Consider the following 19,229-nt stretch of genomic DNA (forward strand, 5'->3'; position numbering starts at 1 on the left):
ACGGTGCGCGTAACACCGGTGAGGAAACAGGCGAAGGTCGGTCAAGGGGCGGATCCGGGTGGAGGGATAGCTGGTGTGGGCGCGACGCGCACTGTCCATCGGGGTGACCGGGTTCGAGCGGCACGAACGCCTCGACTTCGCGCCCGACCGGGTCCGGCGGCTGGGCAAGGCCCTGGCCGACTTGGGCTACGACGTGCGGGAGGTCGCGCCGGAGACCCTGCCGAGCGGCGAACTGGGCGCCCTGGTGACCGAGACCCTGACCAGCGCGAGCAGCGACGACCTCGCGATCGTGCACCTGGTCTCGCACGGTGAGCCGGCCGACGGTGGCGCCACCCTGTTCGCCCTGGGCAGCGACGGCCTGCCGCACCCGGACACGAGCATCGCGCACTGGCTGACCGTGCAGCAGGCCACCGAGCAGCCGTTGACGCTGTTCCTGCTCGACCTGTGCTCGGCGGGTACGTCCGCCCGGTTGCCGTGGCAGGTGCGGCTGGAACGGCCGATGCGCGGCTGGGTCGTGGCCGCGTGCGGGCCGGCGGAGTCCGCCTACGACGGCCGGTTCACCGAAGCCGTGATCACCGTGCTGGAGGCGGTGCGCGCCGGCGAGCTGGACATCGACCCGAGCATGTCGCACGTGCCGCTGAGCACGGTCGCCCGCGCCATCCGGCAGGAGGTCAACCGGCTCGCCGAGGCCGACGACGCGTTCCCCCAACAGGTCACCGCGAGCCTGGTGGACATCAGCGCGGACGTCGACCCGGCCTTCTTCCCCAACCCCGCCTACGACCCCGCTCCCCGGCCCAGGCTGCGGGCCGCGGTCGACCCCGGCGTGCTGCCGTTCCTGGACGACCTCGACGAAGGCCTGGACGCCCGGCACTTCCTGGAACGGGCCACCGGCCTCGGTCGGCTGACCGACACCAACTCCGGCCTGGTCGGCTGCTTCACCGGCCGCGACCGGGAGCTGAAGCAGATCTCGCCCTGGCTCAACGGGGTCGGCGACGAGCCGCTGTGCGTGGTCACCGGCAGTCCGGGCGCGGGCAAGTCCGCGTTGCTCGGCGTGCTGGTCTGCGCGGCCAACCCGCTGCTGCGCGAGACCACCAGACCCATCTGGAACCGGGTCGCCCAAGCGCCGCTGCCGATCCGCGAACTGGCCGCGGTGCACGCCCGGCAGCGCGGCCTGGCCACCGTCGTGGCGTCGATCGCCCGCCAGCTCGGCCTGCCGGAGAACTCGTCGGCGGCCGAGCTGACCACTGCGTTGCGTGGCCGGTCGGCCCGGCCGGTGCTCGTACTGGACGCGTTGGACGAGGCCGACGACCCGGACAGCCTGATGACCGAACTGCTGCTGCCGCTGACCGACCCGGACGCGCCGGGCACACCGGTCCGCCTGCTGGTGGGAGTGCGCCACTACGAGAACTTCGCGCCGCTGTTCGAACGGGCGTGGCTGGTGGACCTGGACGACGTCGAGCAGGCCGTCTTGGAGGACAACCTCTTCGACTACGTGAAGAGCCTGCTGCGCACCACCGCCGAGTACCGCAGGCAAGGCGGGGTGACCGGTGCGTTCGCCCACTCCGTGGCGAGCGTGCTCGCCGAGCCGGACGCCGACGGGCGGCGCCGGTGGGGCCCGTTCCTGGTGGCCGGGCTGTACACCAGGCACTTCATCACCGCCAACGCCGAGAAGGTGGTCACCGACCCGGTGCTGGCGGCCGAACTCGGCGAGCGGGTCCCGGCCGACCTTCGCGGCGTGCTGGAACTCGACCTGGAATCAGAGCGCGACCAGTTCTGGCTGCGCCCGGTGATGACCGCGCTGGCACACGCGCGCGGTGCCGGGATGCCGGTCTCCGTGCTGGCGCGGATCGCACCTGCGTTCGTCGACCCGGGCGCACAACCGGCACTACAACCGGCGCCACAGCCGACCGCCGCACACATCCGCTCCGTGCTGTTCATCGCCAAGTTCTACCTGCGCCAGTCGATGGACTCCGACCGCAGCAACCTCTACCGCCTGTTCCACCAAGGCTTGGCGGACACGCTGGCCGAGCCGTCGCCGCAGGTGGCGAGCGCGGTGCTGGACGCCATGCTGTCGTCGCTCGGCGCGCCGGACAGCCGGGACTGGGACGCCGCCGAGCCGTACCTGTTCCGCCACGTCGCCGCACACGCCGCGGACGCCGGCCGGTCATCGGAGATCGAGACCGATCCGGGCTTGTTCCTGCACCCCGATTCGTCGCTCGCGCTCACCGCGGCGGCCGACGACTCGCACGCGGCGGAGTCGGTGGCGAACAGCGCACGCCTCTACGCCGGCATCACGTCCCCGGAGGAACTCGCCCTCGCCGCCGCCCGAGCCGGTGACATCGAGCTGGCGAGACGTGCCGCGAACGTGGCCGGTCGGCCACCGTTGACCTGGCAACCCCGCTGGACCGTCGGCTCGCCGGTGGCGGTGGACGGGGTCCGGCAGGAGGTGCCGTCACCGGGGCAGGACGAGCCCGACAGGTTCGAGTCCACCGCCATCTCCGCCGACGGCTCGCTTGTGGCCGCGGTCGGTGTGGACGGCCTGGTTTCCTGGTCCTGGAAGAAGGGCGTGGAGCCGTCCCACCCGGAGGCTTCCCTCGATGTTCCGGGGTACCTGGTGCTGATGTCGATGGACGGCGATGAGCTCATCGTGGGCATTCCCGGCACCTTGGTCAGCATGCGCGATGGAGCGAGCTGCGTGTTCACCGCGATCACGGTGGCAAGAGTGAGGGCGGCAATCCCATTGGGTGGGCCGGAGTACCTGTGCGTGAGCGTCGACGGGGAGATCGCGCGGTACGACATCCAGGGCGGGACGTACGAGATCCTGCAACGGACCGGCCATCGCGGTGACTCCTGGGCGGTCGCGCACGGAAACGGCAGCCCAGTGGCGGTGTCCCTGGACACCGGCCGCCAGCTGGTGTTGTTCAAGGACGGGCACACCTGGAACAACCTCTACCCGGTGCACCAGCCCGTCAGCGCCTTCGCGATCAGCCCGGACGGCAGCTGGCTGGCCGCGGGCACCGAGGACGGCTGGGTCGGCCTGGAGGATCGCCACAACAACGTCAGCTGGAAGTACACCAACGTGCTGGGCGACGCGGTGACGGCCCTGGCTTTCGCGCCGCACGGCAGCTTGGTCGCCGCGGGCTGCCGCGACGGCAGCGTGTCCGTCGTGCGGTTGGACGGCAAAGTCGACGGTTCGGCCCGGCTGTCCGACCGGCCGATCACCGCGGTCGCGATCAGCGATCGGTTCAGCCGGGTCGTCGCCCTGGACAGCGGCGGCCGTGCCCATTGCTTCGATCCCGTCAGGGGTACGACGTCCCGCCTCCGCGCTCCGCACACCTCGGTCATGGAGGACGAGCCTGCGAGCGAGGCTCGTCAGTGGGAGGTGCCGGTCGTCACCGCGTTCATGACCACGGAGGGTGACACCCTGGCCGGCTACGCGGACGGGTCCTTCGTCCGGGTGGACACCGTCACCGGCGACGTGCACACCGGGATCGAGCTGGATGCGCCCGCGCGCGACCTCGTGGTGGTCGACATCGGTGGCCGGCCGGGGCTGTTGGCCGCCACACCCAAGGGGTATTGGTTGGCCCACCGCGATGTGGGCGATGGCGGTCCGACCTATCTCGGTTACGGCGACTGGGCCGCGGGAAGGTTCCGGTCCAGGGCTGCGGCATCGCACATCGGGCTGGACGGGCGCCTGGTCGAGGTGGTGCACAGCGGCGACATGCTGTCGATCAAGAAGGTGAGCGGCGGCGGGTTCCTGCCGGAGCCACTGGGTGAACACCCCGGCTGCCAGGTTGTGCACTGCGCCTACTTCGGGCACCGTCCGCTGGCGTTCACCGGTGGCGCCGACGGGTGCGTGCGTGTGTGGGACCTCGGCATCCGCCAACTGGTCGACACGCTCGACATCGGTCAACCGGTCTGGCGGATCGACACCGTCGAAGGGCGGCACCTGTTGATCGGCGCGGGCGGCGAACTGGTCGCTTTCGAACATTTCACCGGGAGTAGGGCGTGACCGCGGTTCTGGGTGTGCACGGGATCGGCAACTACAAGTACTTCCGGAAGGGCGGGTCGGCCGAGGAGGCCGCCGCGTTGTTGGCGGGGGAGTGGCGTGCGGCCCTCGGGCATGAGCACATCGACGTCGCCTACTACGCCCACCACCTGCACCGTGGCACCGCGCAGGGTGCCCAGGACGATCCGTCCACGTTGGAGCCGGGCGCGCAGGATCTGCTGGTCGACTGGACGGAGTTGCTGCGTCCAGGCCTGAGCATCCCGCAGGGGCCGCGCACCGCCCGCGCCCGCCAGGCGGCGGACTGGATCACCCGCAACTTCGGCGCCGCCGCACGGCTGTTCGCCATCGCGTTCTGCCGCGAGGTGCACACCTACCTGTCCGAGCCGGACTCGCCACGCCGGGCCGCCGTCCGCCGGACCGTCGCCGACGCCGTCGCCGAACGCCGCCCGGACGTGATCGTCGCGCACTCGCTCGGCAGCGTCGTCACCTACGAGACCCTGTGGGCGCACCAGGACCACGACGTGGAGCTGCTCGTCACCATCGGCAGCCCGCTGGCCATGCCGGGCATCGTGTCGCCCCGCCTGCACCCCGCCGCGAGCGCCGGCGGCACGCCACCACGGGTCCGCCGCTGGGTGAACGTCGCGGACGTCGGCGACATCGTGGCCATCCCGCGGACGGGTCTGCGGGACCACTTCGACGGCGTGGAGCGCGACATCACGGTGGTGATCGGCGAGTGGGACTTCCACACCGCGACCGCCTACCTGCGCAACCCCGAGGTGGCCGCGCTGCTCGCCTAGCACCTTGGTCGCCGGAATCCGGGCAGGCACGTACGGCAGGCGCCTCGTCCGTGGTCGAATGATCTCGTGGCAGTCGTGCGTCGTCTCGGGGTCTTGCCGGCGTTGGTGGCATCGCTGTGCGTCGCGTGCGGGGAGACCGCGGAGCCGACGGGGCGCAACCCCGCACTGCTCGACGCCGTGAAGGGCTTCATGGATTCCGAACCGCCGCGTACGTCCGCAAGGGGTACACCTGCTGGCTCCACGACGACGACTTCGAGCACTTCCCGCTCTGATCGGGCGAGTGGTCGCTAGCCGCCCGACGTGAGCAGGCGGGCGCCTATTTCGCGGATCACGGAGGCCAGGAGGTCGACGTCCTCCTCCGTGGTCCGCCAGTTCACGATCGCCGGGCGCAGGGCGACCACGCCCCGGTACACGGTGGTGCCCGCGTACACCCGGCCGTCCTCGATCAGCGCCTCGCCCAACCTGCGGTTGAGGGCGTCCAGGTCTTCGGCGGGCACGCCCGGCGGCCGGTAGCGGAAGCAGACGACGAACAGGTTGATCGGGGCCAGGAGTTCGAGGTCCGGGGCCTCCTCGATCCGGCGACCCAGGCGCAGCGCGAGGTCCTGGTGGCGTTCCACCATCGCCCGGTGCCCGTCCCGGCCGTAGGCGCGCAGCGTCGCCCAGATCGGGAACGCCCGCGCCCGGCGCGAGGACTCCGGGCCCAGGTTGTTGTAGTTGATGAACTCCTCGTCCGGATCGGGCAGGTACGGCGCGTTCCAACTGCCGAACGCGCGCCCCATCAACGACCGGTCCCGCACGAACGCGACACCGCTCTCGTACGGCACGTTGAGCCACTTGTGCCCGTCCGCCGCCACCGAATCGGCCCGCTCCACACCGCGCACCAGCCCGGCCGTGCGCGGGGAGAGGGCGGCGAACAGGCCGAACGCGCCGTCCACGTGCAGCCACGCACCGTGTCGTTCGGCCAGGTCCGCCATCTCGTCGATCGGGTCGTAGTCGCCGCCGTTGACCTCGCCCGCGTTGCCGATCACCACCGCCGGGCCGGAGGACGCCAGCGCCTCGTCGAGCGCGTCCACGTCGAGCCTGCCCGCGTCGTCACGGGTCAGCGTCCGCACGGTGTCGCGGCCCAGACCCAGCAGTTGCAGCGCCTTCCGGCTGCTCGGGTGCACGTACCCGCTGGAGAACACCGGCATCCGCGGCAGGCCGACCAGCCCGTCCACGGTCACGTCCGCACCGTGTTGCTCCGCCCACCAGTACCGCGCGCACGCCAACCCGGTCAGGTTCGCGAACGTCGCGCTCGGCGTGAGCACCCCGCCGTACGACGCGGGCAGGCCGAACAGCTCCTTCAGCCACCGCAGCACCACCGTCTCCGCCTGGGCGGCGAACGGCGAGGCCAACCACAGCCCGCTGACCTGGTCCAACAGGGACGTCACCCAGTCCGCCGCCTGCGCGGCCGGCGTCGCGCCACCGACCACGAAGTGGAAGAACCGCGGCCCGGACGAGTGCGTGGCCGCCCGCGTGCCGATGCGCAGCAGGTCCGCGACCGCGGCGATGGTCCCGTCACCGGCCTCCGGCAGCGGGCCGTCGAGGTCCTTGAGCAGGTGGGCGTGCGTGGCGTCGCGCACCGGCAGGTGCGGCAGCGCGTCGAGGTAAGGCCCGGCAGCCCGCGCGACCATGCCCAACGCCTCGGCTGCGTCATCTCGAGCGTTCAGCGGATCACCCATTGTGGAAGGGTAGATGGGATGACACGGCGTGGGCAGTTCAGAGGCCGGGCGGTCGGCGCCGGAGTGGACGCTTTTCTGGGTATCCGGTACGCGGAGCCGCCGTTCGGGGCGCGCCGGTTCGGTGCGCCCGTGCCCACCGAGTCCACGGGTGACTGCCTGGAGTTCGGGCCGATCGCGCCGCAGTCCGCGCGGTTGCCCGGTGCGCCGGTGTGGCGTCCGGGGGACGAGGACGTGCTGAGCCTCAACGTCTGGGCACCATCCACATCGGATGGTCCGTGGCCGGTGCTGTTCTACGTGCACGGTGGCGCTTACACGTTCGGTTCGTCCGCGCAGCCCGACTACGACGGCGCCGCGTTGGCGCGTGCGGGCCTGGTTGTGGTGACGTGCAACTACCGGCTGGGGTTCGAGGGGTTCGGGCACGTGCCCGGCCGGCCGGACAACCGGGGGCTGCTCGACCAGCGGGCCGCGCTGCGGTGGGTGCGGGACAACATCGCGGTGTTCGGGGGCGACCCGGGCAACATCACCGTGGGCGGGCAGTCGGCGGGTGCGGCTTCGGCGTTGTTCCTGGCGTCGTGGGAGCCGGTGCGGCGGGTTATCGCGCACAGTGCGCCGAACCGGTTCTACACGCAGGGGTTCGCGCGGCGGGTCGCGGAGTGGATCGACATCGGGACGCCCGAGTCGGCTGTGGCCTCCGCCGACGCGCTCGCCGCCGCACAGCGCAGCGGGCCGTTGAGCTACGACCCCGTGCTGTTCGGACCGGTGGCCGACGGGTTGCCCGCGTTGCCGGCGGACGTCGACGCCCTGCTCTGCCACACGGATGTCGAGTACCGGCTGTTCGAGGCGGTCGGCACGTTCCACCCGCCGGCCGACCTGCGGGCGTTCGGCCGGGCGTGGGGCATCCCGGACCACGTCGTGGCGGCGTACGAGCACTTCGAGGACGCGCACGTGCGGCTCGCCGGCGACTTCGAGTTCGCCGAACCCACCACCAGGCTCGCCGAGGCGCACGGCCGGGCGTTCCTGGCGAGGTTCACCCGACCGCCCGCCTGGCACACCGCGGACGTGCCGTTCTCGTTCGGCAACCTCGGCGGTGCGGAATTCCTCATCGGGGGGCCGGTCGGCGACGACGAGCGCGCGCTGTCCCGTCACATGCTCCGGGCGTGGGTGGACTTCTGCGCGACCGGCGACCCCGGCTGGACGGGTGTGCGGTACTGGGGCGAGGAGGTCGAGGCCCGGCGCGAGCCGTGGCGGGGCGTGGACCTCTCCGCGCCCGTCGACTACCCCGTCGACCCCGTGCCGCAGGTCCAGCGCGTCACCTGAACCGGCGTCCGCCGCCTCGACCGGCACCGTGATCCTGTTCTCCGGCGTCGCCTGCCGCCACGGGTGCGCGGTGTTCCTCCGACGCGGATCCGTGGTGGATCACCGTGCCGCGACGGCCTCGCGAACCGCCGGGACGATCTCGTTCGCCCACGTCCCGAGCGCGACGTCCGTCAACGGCTCGCGGACGGGGAAGAGCACGAAACCGGACGCGTCGTGCTCCAGCACCGCGCCGGTCAGTTCCTCCACCCACTGCTCGACCGAGCCGCCGATCCACCGGCCCTCGTCGTCACGGGTCGCGGCCAGCGGGGTGGGCGAAATGACGCCGGGCAGGTTGTAGACCGTGGCGATGCCGCGCGGGTCCCGGCCCGCGGCCGTCGCCGCCTCGTCGATGACCGGGCGGGACGTCCGGTAACGCTCGCTGAGCCAGTCCGCGGCGTGCCCGGGGATCCACCCGTCGGCCAGCCTGCCGGTGACGGCCAGCGATTTCGGGCCGACGGAGCCCGTCCACACCGGAGCCGCCGGCACCGGAGCCGGTTCCAGGGCGGTGACCTGGTAGAACTCGCCGTCGAACGTCACCGGCTCACCACCGCCGGACAGCGCCCGCACCAGCGTGATCGCCTCTTCCAACGCGCGGATGGCGGCTCCGGGCGTGCGCCGTGGAGCACCGAGCCTGGCGATGTCGTCCCACAGCCCGCCCGCGCCCATCCCCAGCACGATCCGGCCCCCCGACAGGGCGGACAGCGAGGTGACCGTGCGGGCCAGCATGGGCGCGGGACGGCTCGGCAGGTTGGTCACGCTCACCAGCCCCGCGATGTCCGTGGTCCGGCCGAGCGCGACGCCCACGATGGTGTAAGCGTCCAGTCGACCGCCGAAGTAGGGGTGGTCGGACACCGTGAACAGGTCGAGCCCGGCGCGATCCGCCTCGACGGCGAGCCGCAGGGTTTCCCGCGCCTCACCGACGGCGGTGCTGACGCCGACTCCGAACACCGGCTTGCGTGTCGACATGCGTGTTCCTTCCCGAGCATTGGGTGGTGGATTAGTTCGTGGCCCGAACCAGGTGGCGTATCGTGGCCGCATGGCCAAGGCCGTTGGTGAGCAGATGGGTGTCGTCACTGCGCTGGTTCGGTCCACATTCCTGGTGAACACCGTGTACGCGGAAGCGGCCAGGGAGTACGGGCTGACGCAGCAGCAGGGGCAATTGCTCTGCGTGCTGATGGCGCACCCGTACGGCATGGGCGAGTTGGGCGAGGTGCTGCGCCTGGCGAAGTCGAGCCTCAGCGGTCTGGTGGACCGGACCGCACGGCTCGGCCTGGTCCGCCGCGAGTCGGACCCGTCGGACAACCGCGCGGTCCGGGTCGGGCTCACCCCGGAGGGCAGTCGGCTCGCGGACGAGTTCTACGCCGAGACCTGCCGACGGATCGAGCAGCTGCCCTCGGGGCTCGACGACACCGAGCGCGACACCCTCGCGGAGCTGCTCGCCCGGGTGGTGCGGGACAACGAGGTGCCGCCGGTCTTCATGGTGTTGAACGAGCAGGGCTGAGGCCGAACAGCTCCACGGTCACGTGCTCGTCCGGTCACGTGTTTTTCGGTCACGTGGTTTTCGGCCACACGGCCTTGATCTGGCCGGACAGCTTTGTGCGTGGCGCGCAGCCGGTCCAACGCCTTGGCGTCGGTGGCGCCCCCGTACCCGCCACCGACGACCACGACAGTGCTACCCATCGGACACTCCCCAGAGATCTGTCAGTTCGTCCTACGAACCATACTAGTTCGTAGGGCGAACTGACAATTAATGAGGTCGATGAGGAGTCAGCGCGGGTCGTCGCGCTCCCGTCGCACGGTGACCTTGCGGCCCTTGATGGTGGCGCCCCGCAGTGACGCGATGACCTGCTGCGCCGCCGCCTCCGGCACCTCCACCAGCGAGAACCGGTCCGCGATCTCGATCGCGCCGATGTCCCGGCCGTTCAGCCGGGCCTCACCCGCGATCGCGCCGACCAGGTCCTGCGGCCGGATGCCCGAACTGCGGCCCGCGCCGACGAACAGCCTCGTCATGCCCGCGGACGGCCGGCGCGGCTTGCGCGGCTCACGGCGGTCGCCGCCGGCCTCGCGGCCACGGCGCTCACCGGACGGCCCGGACCGCGGCACGTACTCGGGGATCTCCTCCTCGTCGGCCGCCGCGCCGGTGGCCTCGTGCGCGAGCTTGACCGCCGCGAGAGCCACCTCCATCACGTCGAACTGGTCGGTCAGCGTCTCCACCACGACCCGGAAGTGCTCCAGGTCGTCCTCCAGCAGGCTCTCGTGCAGCGCGGCCCTGGTCAGCTCCAACTTGCGGGCCCGCAGGTCGGCGATGGTCGGGACCTTCTCCATGTGGATGCGCTGCTTGGTGACGCGCTCGATGGTCTTGAGCATCCCGTGCTCACGCGGCTCGGCCAGGGTGATCGCCACACCCTCGCGGCCCGCCCGACCGATCCGGCCGATGCGGTGCACGTACGACTCCGGCGCGGACGGCACGTTGTAGTTGACGACGTGCGTCAGCTGCTCGATGTCCAGCCCGCGGGCCGCCACGTCCGTGGCCACCAGCAGGTCCGCCGTGCCGTTGCGCAGCCGTGCCATCACGCGGTCGCGCTGCTCCTGGCTGATGCCGCCGTGCAGCGACTCCGCCCGGTAGCCGCGCCCGTTCAACGTCTCGGTGAGCTGGTCGACCTCGTCACGGGTCCGGCAGAACACGATCGCCGCGGTCGGCGCCTCGACGTCCAGCACCCGGCCCAGCGCGGCCGGCTTGTGGGCGCGCGGCACGACGTACGCGCTCTGCCGCACGCGCGGCGCCTCGCCCGGCTCGGCCTGCTCACGGCCGATGGTGATGCGCACCGGGTCCTTGAGGTGCTGGCGGGCCAGCCGGTCGATGCGTCCCGGCATGGTCGCGGAGAACAGCACGGTCTGCCGCTCGGAGGGCGTCTCGGCCAGGATCGTGTCCAGGTCCTCGGCGAAGCCCATGTCCAGCATCTCGTCGGCCTCGTCGAGCACGACGACTTCCAGGTTCTCCAGCTTCAGCGTGCCCCGGTTGAGGTGGTCCACCGCGCGGCCCGGCGTGGCCACCACGACGTCCACGCCCTGCTCCAGCACCCGCAACTGCCGCCCGATGGGCTGGCCGCCGTAGATCGGCAGCACCCGGGCGCCCAACTCCCGGCCGTACCGGTGCACCGCTTCGGAGACCTGCACCGCCAGTTCCCGGGTCGGCACGAGCACGAGCGCGAACGGCGCCCTCGAGTTCCGCTCACCGCCGGCCATGCGTTCCAACACGGGCAGCGCGAACGCGGCGGTCTTGCCGGTGCCGGTGGCGGCCTGTCCGAGCAGGTCGCGGCCTTCGGTCAACGGCGGGATGGCCTCGCGCTGGATGGGGGTGGGCTCCTCGTAGCCGAGGCCGGTGAGCGCCCGGAGGAGTTCGGGGCGCAACCCGAGGTCGGCGAAGCTGGTCCGGTCGTCGGGCTCGTCGTTCATACCCTCAAGTCTCGCTGATCGCCCCTGAACCGCTCGGTGAGGGGGGTACGCCCAGGATGTGGTCCTGCAGTTCGGCGTGCCGGAACTCCGTCGGCGGGCCCGGTGTGGAGGCTTGCCGTCTTCACACCGGGCCCTGGGAATTCGCCGAGCGCGGGGGACTACCTGGCGGAGCAGGTTGGGGTCATTCCCGAGCCGGTGCCGGTGGCCTGGTAGCCGAATTCGGTCGACTGGCCGGCGGCGATGGAGCCGTTGAAGCTGACGTTGGTGAAGTCGACCGTGCCGCTGTTGCCGCTGCGGTTGGCGTTCCAGGCGTTGGTGATGCCTGCGCCCGACGGCAGGGTCATGGAGACGGTCCAGCCGTTGACCGGCGCCGAGCCGGCGGTGACCTTGACCGTGGCGACGAAACCACCCGTCCACTGGTTGATCGACACCGACGCCGTGCAGCCGCTACCGGTCGGCGGAGTGGTGGTCGTGCTGGTGGTGGTGGTCGTCGTGGAGGTGGTGGAAGTGGTCGAGGTGGTGGACGTCGGGCCGTCCGAGAGGGTCGGGGTCGTCCAGGTCCTCCACTCGGACAGGTTGCCGGTCGCCCTGCTCGACATCCTGATCGTGCCGGGAGCGTTGCCCGTCTTCAGCAGGAACTTCTGGATGTTCTGCTGCAACGGGGTCCGCCATTCGGCCCTGGACGCGCAGTGGCTGCCGTCCTGGACGTCGGACCAGTAGGTGATGTTGTCCCCCGCGCCGAGCGCCTTGTAGACCTCCGCTCCGCCCAACGCCGCCACGCTCGCGGACTTGGGGCCGAGGTTGGTGATGTGGGGGTTGTCCATGATGAACAGTCCGCGCGGCGCGACCATGGCCACCACTTCGTGCGTGTCCACCGGCAGGTTCGCCGGGTTGCTCGTGAAGGAGCCGAACGCGTCGCCCAGCCACGGCTGTTCACCGTAGGCACTGCTCAGGCTCTGGGCGCCTTCCCCGGGAATGCCGCGGAAGACGGGCACACCGGCGCTGCCGGACTCGATCGGCATGGTCAACGCGATGCGCTGGTCGAGCACACCGATCGCGAAGGCGCCCTTCCCGTACCGCGAGCATCCCGTGACGCCCATCGCGTCCGCTTTGAGAACGCTGCCGCCCGACTGCTCGATGACGTCGATGATCCGGCTCACGCCCCAGCCCCAGGCGGCCAGCAGCCCGGTGCTGCTCGTGGCGCCGTAGATGCTGTAGAACGCGCCTTGCTTGTTGTTGCGCGGCGTGCCTTCTCGTCCGACCGCGAGGGGGTCGTAGTTGATGACGGCGGCACCGGCGGCTTTGATCGTGGCCGTGTCCGCTCCGAACCCTCCCACGACGACAACGGCGGGGAACGGGCCGGAACCGCTGGGCAGTTCGACCCTCGCCGAGAAGCTGGAGCTCCTGCCGTTGTGCGTCACGTTCACGGTGATGTTGGTGTTCGAGACCGTTCCCGTGACGCTTGAGGGCTTTCCGGGCTTCTCGCCGTAGACGTACCGCTCCGCCAGCTTCTTGATCTCCGCCCGTCGGCACCGCCAGTCGGACTTGGTGGAGATGCGCGTGCCGTTCAGCTTCTGGAAGGGATCGGGAAGCTTGGCATCGGCCGTTAACGAGCCGGGCAGGGTCACCGGGCAGTCGGCACCCTCGTCTTCGACGCCCGCGGCGACCGCGAGACTGCCGGTGGCCGTGGTTCTCGCTACCGCCGTCAACGCTCCAGCGAGCGCGAGCGCCGCTACCGCCAGCATGACGACCGTCGAACGGATCCTGGAGCGGCCTGAGCTGATGATCACCAGAGCTCTCCTTCCGGGTGGGTGGAGGCGAAGGCGGCGGTCCTTGATCGCGGATGCGAATAACCTAAAGTTTCGAGCAGGTTATCGAAACATGTCAATGTGACCTGACCTGCGCAAACTTTTCGTGGTCTCACTTGGCGATCGCCGAACGTGGCGAGCGCGTCCCGACGTGATCAGGTAAGGGGGTTCGCCGCCCTGAACTCCGCGAGCCACCGCCTCACCTCACCGGCCGACCGCAGCCGCACCCACGGCACGCCGGTCCGCGCAAACCGGTCCGGGTACTCCGCCTGGTGCCTGCGGTGCGCGTGGAACGCCCACGACAGCACCGAATTCGGCCCGATCAGCGCGCCCGGCCCTTCCCGGTTGCCGTTCCACAGCTCGGTCCGGCGCACGATCCGGATCGTGGTGCGGCGCAACAACCGCAGCATGATCACCCGCAACGGCAGGTCGAGCCACACCACGAGGTCGGCGCGGTGCCACAGGACTTCCGCGGTCTGGTTGATGTAGTTGCCGTCGACCACCCAGGCGGGCCCCTCGGTGGCCGCCGCGAGCCGCGCCCGGAACTCCTCCACCGGCGGTGGCGTCCAATCCGGGCCGTGTTGGATCGCGTCCAGCTCGACGTGCACGCCGTCGACCAGCGGCGCCAACGCGCCCGCCAGCGTCGACTTGCCCACACCGCTGACGCCCAGGACCACAATGCGACGCGGAACCATGCCGAAGCCTCCCGGGTGAGTGAACCGGTGCAGGCTTACCAGCTCGCCGTGACCCGAGGCCACCCGATTGATCACAGAGTCCACATCGGACCGTTTTGCCCACCCGGCCTGGTCCTGATCGTCATCGGCCGAGTCGATCTGACGAAGTGGGGCCGAAATTTTGCCGAAGTCGGCACGGCATCACCGATCTGTTGGCGCTCGGTCACAGCGGGCCGAAAGCATTGACCTCGACGATCAGGACGGCGCTCGAAGAGGCCGGGCGTTCAAGCCGCTTTGTCCTATGTGGAGGGCAACTTTGACTGACATCCTTTTACGTGCGGTGCACGTGGTCGCCGTCCTGGCGGTGGTGTTGGTCGCCGCGTACCTGGGACGGCTCGTGGCACGTGCGCTGAGGCAGCCCGAGGTCATCGGCGAGATCCTGGCAGGCATCCTGGTGGTGCCGGCGGTGCTCGCGGTCGGTGGCGCGTCGACCCTGGCGGCGGTGTTGCCGACCGATGTGGTGAGCCCGCTGAAGGTCGTCGGGCAGGTCGGCCTGGTGCTGTTCCTGGTCGGCGTGGCGCACGAACTCCGGCACGGCGGCTCGGGCCTGGGCGCCCGTGCGGTCGGCTGGGTTACCGCCGGTTCGTTCCTGCCCGCCCTGCTCACCGGCCTGGTGATGGCCGCGTGGGTGGTCTGGGTGGCCGATCCGGAACTGCGCGGCGACGCGCCCACACCGGCGCTGGTGCTGATGATCGCGGTGGCGTTGAGCGTGACGGCCGTGCCCGTGCTGGCCCGCGTGCTGGAGGACCGGGGCATGGTGGAGAGCCCGGCGGGCAGGCTCGCCATGGCCGCCGCCGTGGTCACCGACTCGGCGGCGTGGGTGCTGCTCGTGGTGGCCGTCGGCATCTCCGGTGGGCTCGTGGTGTCCCTGGTCCTGCTCGTCCTCGGCGTCACGGTGACCGTCATCGGCCGCATCCTGCTGCGCGGCCGGGTGCCGATGTCGTGCGCCGAACGTTCCCCCCGTGCCACCGCCGCGGCCGTCTCCGCGTTGGCGCTGCTGGTGGCGTTCCAGTTCGAGCACTGGGGCCTGACCGCCGTGTTCGGCGCGTTCGCGGTCGGCCTCGCGATCCCCGGCGGGCCGTGGGCCAAGGCGGTGCGGCCGGTGATGTCGTCCGGACGCCTGCTGGTGCCGGTGTTCTTCGTGGTGGCGGGCATGGGTGTGGCGAACGCGCCGCGCGGCTCGGTGCCGTGGAGCGCCATCGCCATCGCGCTGGTGCTGGCCATCGTCGGCAAGATCGGCGGCGGCTACCTCGGCGGTCGGCTGGCAGGCCGGGACCGCCGGACGGCGTTGACGGTCGGAGTGCTGGTGAACACCCGCGGCCTGACCGAGATCGTGGTGCTGCAGGCCGGGTACAGCGCCGGTCTGCTCTCCGTGCAGCTGTTCCTGGCCCTCGTGGTGATGGCGCTGGTGACCACTGCCATGACCGGACCGCTGCTCTCCCTCATCGAACGCCGGGTCGCACCGAAGCGGGTACCGGTCCCCGGGCTGCCCCCGAACAGGCCATGACCCGGACGCCGCTCTCCCCGCCAGGCGGGACTCCTGGTGGGGAGAGCGGACCGGTCACCGCTCTCAGTCGACGCAGCCGTCGTCCGGGTTCCGGGAGGTCGGGACGGGGGACGCGATGGGCTGGGTGGGCTGGTCGGCGAAGAACTCCGCCGCGAACGCCTTGGCGTCCGCCGGGTCGATGGCGAATGCCGGGTTGGTCCGGGTCTCGATGAGATCCGGGTTGACCGGGATCGTCGCGGTGCGGGCGTTCGGGGTGAGTTGCCCGGCGAACTCCAGCAGGTTCCAGTCCGGGTCGGTGCGCACGGCGGAACGTGCCGTCTCCACCAGTCGGGCGAGTTTCGCGGGGTCGTCGAGGCCGGCCACCTCGGCGGCCAGCGACCGGAGGAACGCCTGGTGCCGCCTGACCCGGTCCAGGTCGCCGTTGCGCAGCCCGACGCGCTGCCGCAGGAACGCCAGCGCCTGCTCGCCGTTCAACGACTGCCGACCCGCGGGCAGGTCGATGCCGGAGTAGCTCTCACGGGCCGCCGCCTTGAGGCAGACGTCCACGCCACCGACCGCGTCCGCCAGCGAGGCGAAGCGCGCCATGTCGACGGCCGCGTAGTGGTCGATCTCCATGCCCACCAGCGCTGCGACGGTCTGAACGAGCGCCTGCGCGCCGGCCGTGTCGCCGTCCTGCCCCTCGGCCTGCGCGGCCGCGTGAGCCTCGGGGTACGCCGAGTTCAGCCTCCCCATGCCCCGGCCGGGGATGTCGACCCACAAGTCGCGCGGCAGCGACGCCGCGCTGACCGTGCCGTCCGCGCCGACCCGTGCGAGCACGATGGCGTCGGTGTTGGTTTCCCCGTCCAGACCGATCAGCAGCACGGTCTGCGGGGTCGCCGGCGGCGCGGCCGGGTCGACCGGCGGTGGCGACGCGTTCCGGCCCATGCTGAGCGGCACGATCACCGCGACGGCCGCGGCCACCACGGTCAGCGTGGCGGCGGCGATCAACGCCATCGGCCGCCGCCGGGACCGCTTGCCGTGCAGGTTCGCGAGGACGGCGCGGTAGTCGACCGCCTGGTCCGCCTCGGCCGCGATCGCCTCGCGGATGAGGGCCTCCTGTTCGGTCATCGCAGCACCTCCGACGGGGTGTTCTCGTTGATCCGCAGCTTCTGGAGCGCGCGGGAGATGTGGCTGCGCACGGTGCCTTCCGCGCAGCCCAGGATCTGGGCGATCTCGGCGTCGGTGCTGTCCTCGTAGTAGCGCAGCACGAGTGCCGCACGCTGCTTGCGCGGCAGCACGGCGATCCGGGCGCGCATCGCGTCCCGTTCCGCGTGCCGCACCGCCGGGTCGGCGACCACCGGCGCCAGTTCGTCGAGCGCGCTGTGCGTCGACGAGACGTCCCGGGCCGCCCGGCGGCGTCGCCACGACAGGTACTCGTTGGTCACCATCCGCTTGACGTAGAGGTAGGGCACGTCCACCGCCCCGATCCGCGCCCACCGTTGCCTGGCGCGCAGCAGCACGTCCTGGACGATGTCCTGGGCCAGGTACTTGTCGCACGTCAACGCCGTGGCGTAGCGCAAGAGTCGATCAAGACGTTCGGTGACGAACTGGTCGTAGTCGTCGTCCGGCACGTCGCCCCCTTCTGCCGCTGTCAGGTCCGTTGCGGTCGGGAAACCCCTTGGAGGACGCGCCACGTTGAACCACTCGGGTGTGACCTGCGACACGTGTTGTCTATAACCCTATCTGGGGGTATACATGGGGTTACACATTCCCTGGAGGGGGAACGTCGTGCCGAAGATCAACGTGTACCTGCCGGACGAGCTGGCCGAGCAGGTCAAAGAGGTAGGGGTGCCGGTGTCGGCCGTGTGCCAGCGTGCCCTGGAGCAGGCCGTGCGGCGGATCGGGTCGATCCGGGCGATCAGGCTGGACGACCCGGCGTCGCAGGACGCGGCGGCGCGCCAGTCCAGGTTCACCGACCGGGTGCGCACCGTGCTGCGGCTGGCCGCCGACCGGGCCCGCGCGGACGGTTCGGCGACCGTCGGCACGGAACACCTGCTGGTCGGCGTGCTGGAGGAGGGTGGCAACCTCGCCTTGCGGGTGTTGCGGGCGATGGAGGTCGACCCGGACCGCATCACGTTGCCCGAGCAGCCCGCGGGCGACGCCACGCCCACGGCGTTCAGCCCTTCGGCGGCCGTCGCGCTGGAACTGGGCGTCACGGAGGCGATCACGCTGGGCCACAACTACGTCGGCTGTGAACACCTGTTGATCGGCCTGGCCGCCGAACCCGACGGCACGGCCGGCAACGTCCTGCGCGCCCTGGGCGTCGACCCGCGTTCCGCCCGTCAGGCCGTGGTGGCGGCGTTGAGCGGCTTCGCGCACTTCCAAGCCGCCTCCACACCGGCCGACCCGACCGCCGTGATCACCGCCGTGGTCCGCAAGGAACTCCAGCCGGTCGTCGAGCGGATCGAACGCCTGGAACGCCGGGCGTGAGACGGCCACCTGGATAGCCGACCCGGTAACGGGTAGCTTCCCGTCGTCCGCGCACCACGACGGGGAGCACATGCGATTCCTCTTCCGCCCACCCGCCGCCGAGGCCGGTGGCCTGCTCGCCCTCCCGTGGGCCCAGCCGCTGGAGGAGTGGGACGAACGGCTGCTGCTGACCGTCCCACAGCGGGGCATCTCGCGGCACGTCGTGCGGTTCGTGGCCAGTGAAGGCCACGTGTACGCGCTCAAGGAGATCGCCGAATCCCTCGCCCGGCACGAGTACGCCGTGCTCGGCGACCTGGAAGGCGAGGGGATGCCCTCGGTATCGGTGCTCGGGCTGTGCGTCGACCGCCCGGACGACCAGCAGGCCATCCTGGTCACCCGCTACCTCGAACACTCCATGTCCTACCGCTACCTGTTCTCCAGCCCGCGCGCCGAGCACTCGGCCGAGCGCCTCGTGGACGTGCTGGTCGAACTGCTCGTGCGGCTGCACCTGTCGGGCACGTTCTGGGGCGACTGCTCGCTGTCGAACACCCTGTTCCGGCTCGACGCGGGCAACCTGGCCGCGTACCTGGTCGACGCCGAGACCGTCGAACGCCACCCCGAGCTGTCCACGGGCCAGCGCACCTACGACGTGGACCTGGCGCGGGAGCGCATCGGCGGTGAGCTGATGGACCTCGAAGCCGGCGGCCTGCTGCCGCCCGACATCGACCCGGTCGAGGTGGCCGACAGCGTGCCCCGGCGTTACGCCGCCCTGTGGGACGAGGTGACCCGCGAGGAGTTCTTCCGGCTCGACGAGCAGCGCTACCGGGTCGCCGAACGTTTGCGCAGGCTCAACGACCTCGGCTTCGACGTCGGCGAGGTGGAGCTGGTCACCTCCGACAGCGGCGCCCGGCTGCGGGTGGACATCCGGGTCGCCGAGATCGGCCAGCACCGCCGCGAGCTGTTCAAGCTCACCGGACTGGAAGTGCAGGAGGGCCAGGCCCGCCGCCTGCTCAACGACCTCCGCTCGTTCCGCGCGTACCTGGAACAGCGCGACGGCGCACCGGTCCCGGAGACCACCGCCGGTCACCTGTGGCGCAACGAGGTCTACGACCCGGTGGTCGCCGCCGTCCCGCCCGACCTGCTCGGCGTGCTGGCGCCGGCGGAGCTGTTCCACGAGGTCCTGGTCCACCGCTGGTACCTGTCCGAGCACGCGGGCCGGGACGTCGGCACCACCGCCGCCCTCCGGTCCTACCTCGCCACCGTGCTGCCGGATCGGGACGCGGAGGCCGAGAGCCAGGTCGAGGTCGAGGAGATCGACTGACCGTGCGGTGACGATCACCAGCCAGCCAGCCAGCCAGCCGGGCGCGGCCGTGCGGCAGGCGTTGGAGGGGGC

Annotated in this window: 14 protein-coding genes; 7 read left to right on the forward strand and 7 right to left on the reverse strand. The window is 71.1% G+C overall.

What is annotated here, in order from left to right:
• Positions 1-73: 73 nt before the first annotated feature.
• A complete protein-coding gene (locus tag FM051_RS08270) occupies positions 74-4,012 on the forward strand; it encodes an AAA family ATPase (RefSeq protein WP_158842304.1) in 3,939 nt (1,312 codons plus the stop codon).
• Positions 4,009-4,806, forward strand: a complete 798-nt coding sequence (locus FM051_RS08275) for a hypothetical protein (RefSeq protein WP_158842305.1) — start codon at positions 4,009-4,011, stop codon at positions 4,804-4,806. The genes FM051_RS08270 and FM051_RS08275 overlap by 4 nt, the downstream gene beginning before the upstream one ends.
• 287 nt (positions 4,807-5,093) lie before the next feature.
• Here FM051_RS08275 and FM051_RS08280 read toward each other — a convergent pair whose 3' ends face one another.
• Positions 5,094-6,527 carry a pyridoxal phosphate-dependent decarboxylase family protein gene (locus FM051_RS08280; RefSeq protein WP_158842306.1) on the reverse strand — a complete coding sequence of 478 codons (1,434 nt, stop codon included), beginning with the start codon at positions 6,525-6,527 and terminating at the stop codon, positions 5,094-5,096.
• An 18-nt stretch (positions 6,528-6,545) separates the two neighbouring features.
• On the opposite strand from FM051_RS08280, the gene FM051_RS08285 reads away from it, so the two are divergent.
• Positions 6,546-7,844 carry a carboxylesterase family protein gene (locus FM051_RS08285; protein WP_158842307.1) on the forward strand — a complete coding sequence of 433 codons (1,299 nt, stop codon included), beginning with the start codon at positions 6,546-6,548 and terminating at the stop codon, positions 7,842-7,844.
• Positions 7,845-7,943: 99 nt separating this feature from the next.
• Here the strand turns inward: FM051_RS08285 and FM051_RS08290 are convergent, their stop codons facing one another.
• A complete protein-coding gene (locus tag FM051_RS08290) occupies positions 7,944-8,849 on the reverse strand; it encodes an LLM class flavin-dependent oxidoreductase (protein ID WP_158842308.1) in 906 nt (301 codons plus the stop codon).
• Positions 8,850-8,919: 70 nt separating this feature from the next.
• On the opposite strand from FM051_RS08290, the gene FM051_RS08295 reads away from it, so the two are divergent.
• Complete coding sequence (locus tag FM051_RS08295) at positions 8,920-9,384, forward strand: MarR family winged helix-turn-helix transcriptional regulator (RefSeq protein ID WP_202918736.1); 465 nt, start codon at positions 8,920-8,922, stop codon at positions 9,382-9,384.
• A 266-nt stretch (positions 9,385-9,650) separates the two neighbouring features.
• On the opposite strand, the gene FM051_RS08300 is transcribed toward FM051_RS08295, so the two are convergent.
• The 3 genes from FM051_RS08300 to FM051_RS08310 form a co-directional block, all read right to left on the reverse strand.
• Complete coding sequence (locus FM051_RS08300) at positions 9,651-11,339, reverse strand: DEAD/DEAH box helicase (RefSeq protein WP_158842309.1); 1,689 nt, start codon at positions 11,337-11,339, stop codon at positions 9,651-9,653.
• A gap of 158 nt (positions 11,340-11,497) precedes the next feature.
• Positions 11,498-13,129, reverse strand: coding sequence for a glucuronyl esterase domain-containing protein (locus FM051_RS08305; RefSeq protein WP_158842310.1), 1,632 nt, complete (start codon positions 13,127-13,129; stop codon positions 11,498-11,500).
• A gap of 173 nt (positions 13,130-13,302) precedes the next feature.
• Entirely contained in the window at positions 13,303-13,842 is a 540-nt protein-coding gene (locus tag FM051_RS08310) for a P-loop NTPase family protein (protein WP_158842311.1), read from the reverse strand.
• 295 nt (positions 13,843-14,137) lie between these two features.
• On the opposite strand from FM051_RS08310, the gene FM051_RS08315 reads away from it, so the two are divergent.
• Positions 14,138-15,388: a cation:proton antiporter gene (locus FM051_RS08315; protein ID WP_158842312.1), complete on the forward strand. Its 1,251-nt coding sequence runs from the start codon at positions 14,138-14,140 to the stop codon at positions 15,386-15,388.
• 63 nt (positions 15,389-15,451) lie between these two features.
• Here FM051_RS08315 and FM051_RS08320 read toward each other — a convergent pair whose 3' ends face one another.
• Both FM051_RS08320 and FM051_RS08325 read right to left on the reverse strand, forming a co-directional pair.
• Positions 15,452-16,495 (reverse strand): LCP family protein, encoded by a 1,044-nt coding sequence (locus FM051_RS08320; RefSeq protein ID WP_158842313.1) that lies wholly within the window; start codon positions 16,493-16,495, stop codon positions 15,452-15,454.
• Positions 16,492-16,998, reverse strand: a complete 507-nt coding sequence (locus tag FM051_RS08325; protein ID WP_202918737.1) for a SigE family RNA polymerase sigma factor — start codon at positions 16,996-16,998, stop codon at positions 16,492-16,494. The genes FM051_RS08320 and FM051_RS08325 overlap by 4 nt, the downstream gene beginning before the upstream one ends.
• A 157-nt stretch (positions 16,999-17,155) precedes the next feature.
• Here FM051_RS08325 and FM051_RS08330 point away from each other — a divergent pair, with 157 nt between their 5' ends.
• Together FM051_RS08330 and FM051_RS08335 are read left to right on the forward strand one after the other, a co-directional pair.
• Positions 17,156-17,857 (forward strand): Clp protease N-terminal domain-containing protein, encoded by a 702-nt coding sequence (locus tag FM051_RS08330; protein WP_158842314.1) that lies wholly within the window; start codon positions 17,156-17,158, stop codon positions 17,855-17,857.
• A 70-nt stretch (positions 17,858-17,927) separates the two neighbouring features.
• Positions 17,928-19,157 carry a DUF4032 domain-containing protein gene (locus FM051_RS08335; RefSeq protein WP_158842315.1) on the forward strand — a complete coding sequence of 410 codons (1,230 nt, stop codon included), beginning with the start codon at positions 17,928-17,930 and terminating at the stop codon, positions 19,155-19,157.
• The last annotated feature ends 72 nt before the right edge of the window (positions 19,158-19,229 follow it).

Source organism: Saccharothrix deserti, from assembly GCF_009769385.1.
GTDB classification, from domain to species: domain Bacteria; phylum Actinomycetota; class Actinomycetes; order Mycobacteriales; family Pseudonocardiaceae; genus Actinosynnema; species Actinosynnema deserti.